10 protein-coding genes are annotated in these 12670 nt (G+C 64.0%); 5 read left to right on the top strand and 5 right to left on the bottom strand.

From position 1 onward, the window contains the following. Positions 1–95: 95 nt before the first annotated feature. On the bottom strand, positions 96–3407 hold the full coding sequence (lysX, locus tag CH276_RS09430; RefSeq protein ID WP_094628986.1) for a bifunctional lysylphosphatidylglycerol synthetase/lysine--tRNA ligase LysX: 3312 nt from the start codon (positions 3405–3407) through the stop codon (positions 96–98). A gap of 308 nt (positions 3408–3715) precedes the next feature. On the opposite strand from lysX, the gene CH276_RS09425 reads away from it, so the two are divergent. Then, on the top strand, positions 3716–4705 hold the full coding sequence (locus tag CH276_RS09425; RefSeq protein WP_230596959.1) for a hypothetical protein: 990 nt from the start codon (positions 3716–3718) through the stop codon (positions 4703–4705). Here CH276_RS09425 and CH276_RS09420 read toward each other — a convergent pair. The 4 genes from CH276_RS09420 to CH276_RS09405 all read right to left on the bottom strand — a co-directional run bounded on the left by CH276_RS09420 (position 4681) and on the right by CH276_RS09405 (position 8369). After that, on the bottom strand, positions 4681–5241 hold the full coding sequence (locus CH276_RS09420) for a GNAT family N-acetyltransferase (RefSeq protein WP_094628984.1): 561 nt from the start codon (positions 5239–5241) through the stop codon (positions 4681–4683). The genes CH276_RS09425 and CH276_RS09420 overlap by 25 nt on opposite strands. Positions 5242–5390: 149 nt before the next feature. Further along, positions 5391–5810: a TIGR03668 family PPOX class F420-dependent oxidoreductase gene (locus CH276_RS09415; RefSeq protein WP_032397019.1), complete on the bottom strand. Its 420-nt coding sequence runs from the start codon at positions 5808–5810 to the stop codon at positions 5391–5393. 15 nt (positions 5811–5825) lie between these two features. After that, positions 5826–7211, bottom strand: coding sequence for a putative bifunctional diguanylate cyclase/phosphodiesterase (locus CH276_RS09410; RefSeq protein ID WP_094628982.1), 1386 nt, complete (start codon positions 7209–7211; stop codon positions 5826–5828). A gap of 93 nt (positions 7212–7304) precedes the next feature. Continuing rightward, positions 7305–8369: a substrate-binding domain-containing protein gene (locus CH276_RS09405; RefSeq protein WP_032397020.1), complete on the bottom strand. Its 1065-nt coding sequence runs from the start codon at positions 8367–8369 to the stop codon at positions 7305–7307. 47 nt (positions 8370–8416) lie between these two features. Here CH276_RS09405 and CH276_RS09400 point away from each other — a divergent pair, with 47 nt between their 5' ends. The 4 genes from CH276_RS09400 to CH276_RS09385 all read left to right on the top strand — a co-directional run bounded on the left by CH276_RS09400 (position 8417) and on the right by CH276_RS09385 (position 12629). After that, positions 8417–9616, top strand: coding sequence for an MFS transporter (locus CH276_RS09400; protein WP_094628980.1), 1200 nt, complete (start codon positions 8417–8419; stop codon positions 9614–9616). A 177-nt stretch (positions 9617–9793) separates the two neighbouring features. Further along, entirely contained in the window at positions 9794–10822 is a 1029-nt protein-coding gene (locus tag CH276_RS09395) for an ABC transporter substrate-binding protein (protein ID WP_094628978.1), read from the top strand. After that, positions 10819–11844: a FecCD family ABC transporter permease gene (locus CH276_RS09390; protein WP_094628976.1), complete on the top strand. Its 1026-nt coding sequence runs from the start codon at positions 10819–10821 to the stop codon at positions 11842–11844. Before CH276_RS09395 ends, CH276_RS09390 begins: the two co-directional genes overlap by 4 nt. Then, entirely contained in the window at positions 11841–12629 is a 789-nt protein-coding gene (locus tag CH276_RS09385; RefSeq protein ID WP_094628974.1) for an ABC transporter ATP-binding protein, read from the top strand. Before CH276_RS09390 ends, CH276_RS09385 begins: the two co-directional genes overlap by 4 nt. The last annotated feature ends 41 nt before the right edge of the window (positions 12630–12670 follow it).

The following is a 12670-nucleotide window of genomic DNA, read 5'->3' as shown; positions in this document are numbered from 1 at the left end:
GATGCTCTACCGACCTGTCGACTGTTTCACGCTCCAGTTTCCATCATTTTCCCCGTTTTGCACACTCGTGTGCGTGGATCGGTCACGAGGGAAGGTCATTGACGCGGCTTGGCCAGGGGGAACGCGAGCGTTTCCCGAATGCTGCCACCGGTGATGAGCATGACGACCCGGTCGACTCCCATGCCGAGACCGCCGGTCGGCGGCATCCCGTGCTCGAGTGCTTGCAGAAAATCCTCGTCCAGGCTCATCGCTTCCTCGTCACCGCCGGCCGCCAACAGCGACTGTTCGGTGAGGCGCTGTCGCTGATCGACAGGGTCGGTCAGCTCGCTGTACGCGGTACCCAGCTCCACACCCCACGCGACGAGATCCCACTTCTCGGCGACGCCCGGAATGCTCCGATGCGGCCTCGTCAACGGCGACATCGACGTCGGGAAGTCCTTGTAGAAAGTGGGGAATTCGGTGTAGTCCTCGACGAGATGTTCGTACATTCCCTGCGCGACGGCCCCAGCATCCCAGGTCTTCTCGTACGGAATGTCGTTCTCGTCGCACAGGCGTTGCAGCTCCTCCAGAGGAGTCGCCGGTTCGACGGGCACTCCCAACTTCTCGGCGACGGCACCGTGCAACGTCTTGACCGGCCATTCGCCGGAGATGTCGATCTCGATCATTTCTCCGTTCGGGCCGTCCGGGCGCAGGATGATCTCGCGTCCGTGCGCGGCAACGGCTGCTCGCTGAATCAGCTCGCGGCACAACACCATTGCGCGTTCGTAGTCGCTGTGGGCCTCGTAGGCCTCGAGGATCGTGAACTCGGGGTTGTGCTTGAAGTCCGCGCCTTCGTTGCGGAACACGCGGCCGATCTCGAACACCTTCTCCATGCCTCCGACACACAGGCGTTTGAGATAGAGCTCCGGTGCGATCCGCAGGTAGAGGTCGAGGTTGTAGGCATTGATGTGGGTGACGAACGGTGCTGCGTTGGCACCGCCGTGAACCTGCTGCAGAATCGGTGTCTCGACCTCCATGTATCCGCGCTCGCCGAGCGAATCACGAAGTGACTTCACGACATTGGATCGGGCGATCATCAGTGCACGAGCATCGCGATTGATCGCCAGATCGACGTAGCGTTGCCGCACCCGAGCTTCCGGGTCGGTGAGTCCGCGATACTTGTCCGGCAGTGGATGCAAGCACTTGGCATTCATTCGCCAGTCCGTCGCGAGCAGCGACAGCTCCCCACGCTTGCTGCGGCCGATCGCGCCACTGACCTCGATGAGATCGCCGAGGTCGAAATCGGCGTCGAAGTTCTCGATCGAATCCCCGACGCGATCGCGGTCGAAGAGAACCTGGATATCGGCCGACCAGTCACGCACCACAGCGAATACGACACCGCCGTAGTCGCGAATCCGCAGGATGCGTCCGGCAATTCGTACCGTTGTGCCCTGCGGCGAGGCCACCGCCGCCTCGACCGTATGCGTCGGGGGATAGGCGACGGGATAGCCCTCGGTGCCCTCGCGTTCGAGACGATCGAGTTTCGACATGCGTACGCGCACCTGGTCGGGACGCTTACGGCCCGGTGTCGGCTCGTCCGGGACGCTGTCGGGGCCGCTGCCGTCGGGATGAATGTCGTCGGCGTCGGCCAGAGCCGCGGGCACCGCAACGTGAGAACCGGTGTGCTTCGAGGCGCGTCGGAACGTCGGCAGGGTCAAGAAGCCCTCGGCGATGGCCGACGCCACGCCGACCTTGGGCAACACCCGATTGTCGGCGAAGCAGAGGTAGCGCGGCTCCCATTCCGGAAGGTACTTCACGTTCGAGCGATACAGGGCCTCGAGCTGCCACCACCGAGAGAAGAACACCAGCACGCTGCGCCAGATTCGCAACACCGGCCCGGCACCGATCCGGCTGCCCTCCTCGAACGCCGCGCGGAACACCGCGAAGTTCAGCGAGATCTTGCCGACCCCGAAATGATCGGCGCTGGTGGCGAGCTCGGTCACCATCAGTTCGATCACCCCGTTGGGCGACGCCGGATCACGACGCATCAGATCCAAGGACACACCGGTGCGACCCCACGGCACCAGCGAGAGAACGCCGATCACCTTCTCGCCCTGAACTGCCTGCACCAGAAGACAATCGCCGTCGAGCGGATCACCCAGTCGACCCAACGCCATCGAGAACCCACGCTCGGTTTCGGTATCGCGCCACGCATCCGCGCAGGCAATGATCTCCGACATCTCCTCCGACGAAATGTCACGATGACGACGCACGGTGACCACGACACCCGCTTTACGAGCCCGGTTGACCGCCTGACGCACGGGGCGCATCTCGCGTCCATTGAGGTTGAAATCCTTGGTTTTCAGGATTGCTTCGTCGCCGAGTTCGAGGACACTAAGTCCGGCCCGCTTGTACGCGGTCGCGCCGATCTCGCTGGCGCCCATGACAGCTGGGGTCCAGCCGTATTTCTCGGCCAGGTCCAACCATTCCGAGATCGCATGCGGCCACGCCTCGGGATTTCCGATCGGGTCACCACTGGCCAGACACACGCCGACCTCGACTCGATACGTCACCGCCGCCTTACCGCTGGTGGCGAAGATGACGCCCTTGTCGCGCCGAGTGGCGAAGTAGCCGAGGGAATCGTCGGCACCCCATTTGTCGAGCAGGCCACGCAGCGCGGACTCGTCGCGACCGGTGAGCGCGTTGCTCGACCGCTGCGACCGAAACAACGTGACGACAGCCCCCAACAACGCCAACGCTCCGAACAGCCCGAGGGCCGTGTTCACGATGCCGTTCGGCCTGCCGTCGAACTGCTCGTTGTCCACCGTCGCCAACGCCGTCACGCGATTGAACGCCCACAGGAACGTCTGACTCTCCGGCAACGATCCGGGGAACAGCGCAACCAGCGCCCACCCGACCACCGTCCCGACGGCCGCGCCGAGCACGAGCACCCCGAGTGCCTTCCACACCGCACCACGACGCACCCGCGTGTAGAACTCCTTGCGCGCGGCGATCAACACCCCCGTCACCACAACATGGACAGCCAGCGCAATCCACGAACTGACGCTCTTGTCCGTGATCCCCTCGACCACATTGGTGATCGCCAACAACACCAGATAGATCGTCAGCAACCACCACGCAATGCGCTTACGACTCGCCAACGCCGCCGCCAACAAACCGACCACCAGCGCCCACGACAAACTCGTATCGGGAGCATCGAAGTAATAGCTGTCGACGTACTCACGCGGAACGTGAATCAGGAAACGAAGAGTCGGCGACAGACTCCACAGAAACAACAACACCGCGAACACACCGAGCACCAGCCCCGCAATATGCGGAACCTCACTCAAACGACCGCGCTCGGGTGGCACGAACGACCGCGGAACCATGGACCCGGACCGCTCCGAGGAAACTGCTGTCGCCGTCATATCTCACTCCCGAAGTCAGAATGCACTTGCACCGTAGACGGTATCCCCGCCAAGGCGAGTCAGGTGCCCATTGCCCGCACCCCCGCCCACTCAATGTGACGTTCAGTGGCCTTTTCGACAGTCGATGTCACATCGAGTGGACATCGGGTCGGTTGCGGGCGGCGGATCTTCGGGTGCGTTGGATCTCGATACGACGTCGCCTCGGCGGCGCGTGGGTGAAAAGTTCGTCCACAGGGCGTGAGTTATCCACAGGGCAGTTCGTTTCCCGTCGTCGCGGCGGATTCGGGGTGCGCGGACTGTGCATCATCATGGCCATGAAGCGGGGTGGAGCACGAGTCGATGCGAAGGTGATCGCGGCTGCGTCGGATCGCGGCTTCATGAGGACAGCGCACTTACTCGAGCTCGGGGTGGCGTCGAAGACCATCGTTCGACGCACCCAGCCGGACGGCAGCTGGTCACGGGCGTTACCTGGGTTGGTGTTCTTGAAGAATCGTTCGCTGACGCCGATTGAACGAGCCACCGCGGTTGCGATCTACTGCGGAAAGGATGCTCTCATCAGCGGTCGGGCAGGGCTGGCGTTGCATGGATTGGGCACGTCGGGTTCGTTGGAGGAGACGTTCGCACTGATTCCCGAGCCGCAACATCGCAAGTCCGTGGGCTTCGCTGTCGTGGAGCGGACGTGGCGAATGCCGACGGCGGAAATCAAGTCGGGACTTCGCGTCGCCCCGATCGTTCGGTGTCTGTGCGATGCAGTTCGACGGATGAAGAATGCCGAGCAGTGCATGGCGTTGATTGCCGGTGTCGTGCAGCGAGGTGCGGCCACCGTGGACGCGATCATGAAGGAACTGAACGCCGGTAGTACGCGGGGAACTGCGATGCCACGTCGAGTTCTGAGGGAACTGGCTGCAGGTGCGCACTCGGTGGCGGAGGCTCAGGCCCAGAAGCTGTACGCGCGCAGCGGACTTCCGACGATGCAGCACAACGTGGCTGTCCACGACGAGCAGGGCAGGTTCCTGCTGATAGCCGACAACTGGCTCGACGATGTCGCGTTGGATTGGGAGATCGATTCGCTCGAATACCATCTCTCGCCCGCGGCGCACAGGGCGACGGTGGCGCGTCGGGAACGAGCGCAGAATGCCGGCCTCATCGTGGTGACACATCTGCCGAGCGATATTCGGGAGGACCCGGAACGCGTTCTGTCCGACCTTCGTGCGCGTTACGAGCAGGCCAAGGCGCGACCGCGACCGAATGTCACGGTCCGACCGCGAGCGGATCAGGCTCGTAGTCGCTCGGGTTGATACACCCACACCATGTGCTTGCCGGTCTCGGACGTAGCTGCGATCGGCCGATGCTCGATCCTGTCCAGCACGAATCCAAGCCTCTTGGGTACGGCCTGGCTCCGGAGATTCGCTGCGTCACACTGAATTTCGACTCGATTGATTCCGTCCAGCCTTGAGGCCTCCCGTATGAGGGCGGCGACGGCCTCGCTGATCATCCCACGTCCCTCGGCCCGGGCGTCGAGCCAGTAACCCAATTCGATGCCGTGCGGGCCGATCCGGCGATGCATCCCGATCTTGCCCAGAAACGCACCGCCGTCACGCTCGAAAATTCCGTAATCGAACATCTCCCCGGCATTCCACTGCTCGACGGCCTCCGCAATGCGAGCCGATTGCACCGAAGGCTGGGCAGCTTCTTCAGTCGCCCACCCCATCCACGGCGCAAGGCGCGCGAGATTGCGACCGATCACGTCGGCAACGGCGTCGGCATCGCCGGCCGACTCGCGACGAATGAGAAGTCGGCCGGTGACAATCCGATCGGGAGGTACATCCAGCATGGCCAGCAGTGTGTCAACAGTGCACCCGATCTGCCAACGAATTTCGTTGCACTGTCACCCGCTCGCAGTCCACTCGATGTGCCATCGACGGGCGAAAAGGCCACCGAAGGTCACATTGAGTGGACAAGGGGCAGCGGCAAGGGCGGGGTTCAGGAAGCCGACCAGGATCTCCAGGACAGTTTGTCGATGATGATGACCGGACCTTCGGGTCTGTTGTTTTTGTATTGACTGTATTTCGCGACCAGGGCGTCGGTGGCCGATGTGCCTTCGGCGCTGGAGGTTTCGACGATGTGGGCGGATCCGTCCGCGCGGATCCACCAGAGTTGGGACCAATCGTCGGTGTAGTGGTCGACGATGAGGCTGACGGCGGGGTCGGCGCGGATGTTGTCGAGTCGCTGGAGTTTCTGCGTTGTCTTGGGTTTCCAGTCGATGGCGGTGAAGATTCGGTCGCCGGTGGGGGCGACGGCGAAGACGATCGGGACCAGGTGTGGTGTGCCGTCGGGGTTGATGGTGGAGAGTTGGGCTCGGGGTGCGTCGGTGAAGCGTTGGACTTCGTTGTCGATCTTCACGTTCGGTTCCTCGGGTTATGCGGATTCGCTGTGGGTGCTGTGTCGGGTGATGAATTGTTCGAGTGCCGCAACGGACATGGGGCGTCCGAGTAGGTGTCCTTGGCCGAAGGTTACGCCCATGTCGGTGCAGATCTGGAGTTGTTCCGGTGTCTCGATTCCCTCGATGACGGTGTCTTTGCCGAGAGTGGTGGTGACGTCGACGAGGGCTGTGCAGAGCGTGGTCATGGCGCGGCGTCGGTGCAGGTTGTCGCTGTCGAGGTGTTGGGTGAGGGATTTGTCGATCTTGAGGGTGTCGACGGGGAGGGTGGCGAGTCGTTCGAGGGAGGAGAAGCCGGAGCCGAAGTCGTCGATGGCGATGAGGACGCCGTGGCGTTGGACGTCGCGGAGTTGGTAGTGGACTGCGTCGAGGTCGTGGAGTGTCTGTGATTCGGAGAGTTCGAGGGCGAGTCGTCCGGGTTCTATGCCGTAGGTGTCGACGGTGTCGATGACGTCGGTTGCGAGGGTTCCGGTGGCGAAGTGGGCTGGGCTGATGTTGACGCCCACTTGGAGGTGGATGTTGCGGGTCTGCCAGTCCGCGATCGTGTGTGCGACCTCGGCGAGAATCCACATGCTCAGCGGGACGATGAGGTCGGCGTCCTCGGCGAGGGGGATGAAGGTGTCGGGCATCAGCAGGCCGAGTTCGGGGTGGTTCCATCGGATGAGTGCTTCGGCTCCGACGACCGTTCCCGTCGCGAGTTCCACGATGGGTTGGTAGACCATCGTCAGTTCGCGCTCGACCATGGCGGTGCCGCGTAGTCGTTCGATGAGTTCGAGTCGGGTGCGGTTGGTGTGGTGGAGCTCGTCGGTGAAGACGTGGTGTTCGTTGCGTCCGACGGCTTTGGCGGCGTGCATGGCTGCGGTGGCGTTGTGGACCAGTTGGGTGGCGCTGATGTCGGTGGTGGTACTCGAGGCGACTCCGACGCTGGCGGTGAGGGTGAGTTGGCGGCCGGAGAGCTCGAAGGCGGGCTCGAAGATGCTCGCGAATCCGGCAGCCAGGGCGCGCGCGGCTATGGAGTGGCAGCCCCGTGCGATGACGACGAATTCATCGCCGGTGAGTCGGCCGATGGTGTCGCCGGGGCGGGTGGAGGCGAGCAGTCGCTCGGCGACCATGCACAGCAGGCTGTCGCCCTGGGCGGGGCCGAGGGCGTCGTTGAACTCTCGGAATCCGTCGATGTCGACCAGCAGGACGCTGAACTGACGATCCGGGGTGCGTCGGTCGAGCTCGTCGGTGATGAGGGCAAGGATCTCGACGCGGTTCGGAAGACCGGTCAGCGCGTCGCGTTGGGCAGCTGTTCCGCCTACGGCAGCGGCTGAGGTGACCGCGGCGACATGACGGGGCGGCGCGTCGTGCTCTCGGCTCACTGTTCCCCCTCATGGCCGGACAGCCATGGATGATACTAGCCGAAGAGTCTGCTTGAACGCTATAAACAGGGAGCATCCCCTTTTTTAGGACTATTAGATCACGGTGTCCTTGGTTTGTGGGCCGTTTGCGCGTCCTGTCGATGCTCGTTCTTCGACGCTCCAGATCGCGTCGTCCACGCTGTCGCTGAGTCCGAGCACCCACCGAGCCGCCGACCGGCCCTGATCGAACAGCGACTGCGCAACGGTGGTCAATCCGGCCTCGGCCGCGGCAGGGGAGTCGTCCCACCCGGTCACGGCCAGTCGCCCCGGAACGTCGATTCCGGCCGTGGCCGCAGCATCGAGCACCCCGAGGGCAAGTTCGTCGCTCATCACGAGCAATGTGTCGATAGCGTTGTCCTGCAACAACACCTGCGCTGCCCGGTCCCCTTCGGGGCGGGCGTTGTTGGTGGTGAACAGTGTCGGTACCGTCGACCATTCGATCCCCGATTGCAGGCATGCGTCTCGGTAACCCTCGAGTCGAGCTCGGGTCACCGGCATCGAGATGTCCGACGCGTCCGCGCCACGCACGATCGTCGATTCGCGTCGGGTATCGGGCCTGAGAGCGACGATGGCAGGTCGAGATCGGCTGTGCAATGCGGCGGTGGCCACTGCGTCGGCTGCCGCCCTGTCGTCGATGGCGATCGAGTTCAGGCCGGGGTGGTCGGGCCCACCCTGGATGCACGTGGGGCGGCCGGTCTCGACGAGCACGTCGAGCAAGGGGTCGTCGATCTCCGTGGTCCACACCACGTACCCGTCGACCTGTGCGTCTCGGATGCGAGCGTTGTCGGTGTCGCGGTGCAGGTTCGGCAGCATCACCAGCGCGGTGTCGGCGTCGAGACACGCTTCGGCGATGCCGGACAGAAACCGTCGAGCCTGGGGATCCTCGAAGGCGTAGGTGAGCTTCTCGCCGAGGACGACGCCGATGCTGTCGTGCCTGCCGCTGCGCAACGACCGCGCGGTGCGGTTGGGACCGGCGTATCCGAGGGCCGCTGCTGCCTCGTGCACGCGATCGCGGGTGGCCGCGGAAACTCGGCTCGGTCGGTTGTAGGTGTACGAGACGCTCATGGTGGAAACGCCTGCGGACGCTGCGACGTCGGCCATGGTCACCCGAGTGTTCACCGGCCCACTGTAGCGCGCGGCACCGATGATGTGTAACGATACACAGCATGTCGTCGCCGCTACCGAAGCTGCTGGTGCTCGCCGCAGCCGCATTCATCTACGTCACGGCGGAAACGCTGCCCGTGGGGTTGCTCCCCGAGATATCCGGGGACCTCGGCGTCGGCGAATCCGCCGTGGGTCTCCTACTGACCTTCTACGCGTACGGCGTCGCCGCGATGACGATGCCGTTGATCCGGTTCGTGCGGCAGTGGCCCCGACGACGCGTCGTGGTCATCACCGTTGCCGCACTGGCACTCTCGCAACTCCTCTCGGCGGTATCGGTCGGATATCCGATGTTGGTGATCTCTCGAATGCTCTGCGCGGCAACGCACGGAGTCTTCTGGGCCGTCGTCGCTCCGGTCGCGGCATCGCTGGCTCTACCCGGTAAGCAGGGCAAGGCCATCGCGACGGTGTATGCCGGTACCTCGTTGGCGTTGGTTGCCGGCAACCCGCTCACGGCAGCACTGGGGCAGTGGCTGGGATGGCGCACCGCAGCAACGATTCTCGGCATCGTCGCCGCAGCCATCGCGGTGGCGCTGTACTTCGTCCTCCCAGCACTACCGGTTACCCGAGCGGTCTCGGAAACGAAGAAGACACCGCGGGTGCTCGACGGCTCCCTGGCCATTCTGTGCTGCGTGACGTTCCTGGCCGTCCTCGGTCATTTTGCCGCGTACACATACTTCTCGGTGATCGTCGACCGTGCCATCGGATCGGCGGGAACCACCCTGACCTTGATGCTGATGCTGTACGGACTGTTCGGGGTGGTCGGCATCTGGGTGATCGGGAGAACCTACGACCGGTGGCCCCGGCACTCGACCATCGCGGCCCTCGGTGCGGTCGCAGCGGCAGTGGCAATTCTCTGGTGCACTCTGAGCGGGGCTCCGGGCAGCTGGGCCGTGTTCGCCGTCGGTGCCATCGCGTTGTGGGGGCTGGCCTTCACCACGCTTCCGGTGTGTATTCAATCGGCCGTGGTCAGAGCCGCCCCGGCCGATGCGGACAAGGCGTCGGCGATCTACGTCGTTTCCTTCCAGTTGGCGATCGCGACGGGCGCACTGCTGGGCGGTGTGGTGATCGACCTGAGCGGCATCGGGGCCGTCACCGCTGCTGCAACAGCCCTGGTCGCCGCAGCGCTGGCCGTGGTCGTGGTGGCGCGCAGAACCTTTCCGAGTCGCTACGCACAGGAGCCGGTGACAGCAACGGCACGCTGACCGTTGAGGTACCCCGCACGATAGGGTCAGCACGCGACGAACGAGGGAATCCGGTGCAATTCCGGAGCTGGCGCGCAACGGTGACGAGTGAGAGCTCGAAGTCCGAATGCTCGGACGTCGCGATCCACCTCCAACCGCGGCTCCGCGACACGAGCCCTCAGCAGGAAGCTCTTCACGATGCGCACCACCCTCGCCGTACTAGGCGCTGTCTCGTTCCTCGTTCTCGCCGGCTGTTCGTCCACGGCGACGACCGACGCGGCCACCCCGACCACAGGAAACTATCCGCTGACCATCGACAATTGCGGTCGCGACGTCGTCGTCGACGCCCCGCCGCAACGTGCGGTCTCGTTGAATCAGGGTTCGACGGAAATCCTTCTCTCGCTCGGCCTCTCCGACCGTATGGTCGGCACCGCCACCTGGACCGACCCCGTCCGTGCGAACCTCGAGTCGGAGAACGCGAAGGTGCCCAGGTTGGCGGACAACAAACCTTCCCTCGAGGTGGTGTTGGACGCCGAGCCCGACTTCGTCACCGCGTCGTTCGGCGGCACCCTCGGACCGGGAGGCGTCGCCGACAGAGACCAGTTCGAGCAGCTCGGTGTGCCGAGCTACCTCTCTCCCACCGACTGCAACGGCAAGACCGACGACAGCGTCAACTCCGACGGCGCGCGTACCTCGCCACTCGAGATCGAGACCGTCTACCAGGAGATTCGCGACCTCGCGGCCATCTTCGACGTGCGTGATCGCGGTGAACGCTTCATCGCCGAACTGCAGGATCGCTTCGCGAAGGCATCGGGAGCCGTCGACGCCTCCGGTGTGTCGCTGGCGTACTGGTTCGCCGACACCGACACCCCCTACATGGCCGGATGCTGTGGATCGTCGGGCATCATCACCGAATCCGTCGGTGCCGAGAACATCTACGCCGACACCACCGACGAATGGCCACAGGTCAATTGGGAGAGTGTTCTCGATCGTGATCCCACCGCGCTCGTGCTCGCGGACCTGAGCCGACGGAGCATCGCCGGTGATGCTCTCGACAGCAAGATCGCCTTCCTGGAATCGAATCCCGTCACGAGTCGGCTCACCGCCGTCGAGAGCAAGCGGTACATCGTCGTCAACGGCGCCGACCTCAACCCGTCGATCCGTACGATCGACGGGGTCGAAAAAGTTGCTGCTGCTCTGCAGAACTGGGGATCGACCACCCCATGAGCCGGACCGATCGCGGGTTGCTGATCCCGCTTCTGCTCGGTGGCTTCGTGGTGTTGGTGCTCTCGATCGGCGTGGCCGTGACCATCGGTCCGGCCAGCGTGTCGGTATCCGATGTGTATCGAGTGATACTGGGGCACATCGGGATCGGTACGGCCGAAGTGAGCCGCATCGAGGACGGCATCGTCTGGCAGTTGCGATTGCCCCGAACGCTGCTCGCCGCCGTCTGCGGTGCAGGCCTCGCGCTGTGCGGAGCCATCATGCAATCGCTGCTGCGCAATCCCCTCGCCGATCCGTTCGTACTGGGTATCTCGTCGGGCGCATCCACCGGTGCCGTCGTCGTCGCGGTGCTCGGCGTCGGTGGCGGTGCACTGTCGCTGTCCACCGGAGCCTTCGCCGGAGCGCTGCTGTCGTTCGTGCTGGTCATGCTGCTCGCCGCAGGTGCGGGCGGCGGCAACGACCGTGTCGTGCTGGCGGGAGTGGCAGGTACACAACTGTTCTCGGCTCTGACGTCGTTCATCGTCATATCTTCGGCCGACGCCGAGCAAACCCGAGGAGTCTTGTTCTGGCTGCTCGGTTCCTTGAGCGGCGCCGACTGGACGGACGTGGCACTGTGCGGCACTGTGGCACTGCTGGGCATGGCGGTGTGCCTGTTCAACACCTCGGCCCTCGATGCCTTCACTTTCGGGCACGACGCGGCCGCATCCCTCGGCGTTCCGGTGAAGTACGTGCGAATCCTGTTGCTGGTCATGACCGCATTGATCACGGCCGCCCTCGTCAGCGCCGCCGGTGCCATCGGATTCGTAGGGCTGGTGCTACCGCACGCTGCTCGTTTCCTCGTGGGGTCGCGCCATCGAAGACTGCTTCCGACGACGGTGGTGATGGGGGCAATATTCATGGTCTGGGTCGACACCATCGCTCGAACGGTGTTCGCACCACAGGAAATTCCGGTCGGAGTGGTCACGGCCCTTATCGGCGTTCCGGCCTTCGCCCTGATTCTCTTTCGGCTCAGGAGATCTCGATGACACTGCACGCCAGAGACATTCGATGGACCCGGAGTGGACACCCGATCCTCGACGGCGTCAGCTTCGCGCCCGAACCGGGAGAGACCATCGGCCTGATCGGCCCCAACGGCTCGGGCAAATCCTCCCTGTTGCGCATTCTTGCCGGCATCGTCGCACCCGACAGTGGCGACGTGCTGCTCGACGGAGACAACCTGCGAACACTGCGCCGACGTCGCGTCGCCAGACGGGTGGCCATGGTCGACCAACACTCCGACACCGACGTCGACATCAGCGTCCGCGACGTCGTCCGCCTCGGCCGCATCCCACATCACGGCATCCTCGGCGGCGACGCATCGGACGACGACGCCGCCATCGCACGAGCACTCACCGACACCGCCATGGCATCGAAAGCCACCCGACGCTGGCACACCCTCTCCGGCGGCGAACGCCAACGAGTCCAGATCGCCCGAGCCCTCGCCCAGCAACCCACCGAACTACTGCTCGACGAGCCGACCAATCACCTCGACATCCAACATCAACTCGACATCCTCACCCTCGTCGCAGGCCTACCCCTGAGCAGCTACATCGCCCTGCACGACCTCAACCTCGCCGCCATGTTCTGCGACCGAATCATCGTCCTCGATCAAGGCACCATCGTTGCATCGGGAACCCCGAACGAAGTGATCACCGAACACCTCGTGCGCACGGTATACAACGTGAACGCCAGCGTCACGAATGCCGACAACTACCCCCAGGTGACCTATCGCCGCCCCACCCCTTCCGACCCTGGAGTCCACTCGATGTGACATTGACTGCCGAAAAGGCCACTGGATGTCACATTGTGTAC

Origin of the sequence: Rhodococcus sp. 06-470-2, from assembly GCF_002258235.1 — a bacterium.
In the GTDB taxonomy this organism is placed as follows: domain Bacteria; phylum Actinomycetota; class Actinomycetes; order Mycobacteriales; family Mycobacteriaceae; genus Rhodococcoides.
The sequence above is the reverse complement of the archived record's forward strand: the minus strand, read 5'-3'. Positions and strand labels throughout refer to the sequence as shown.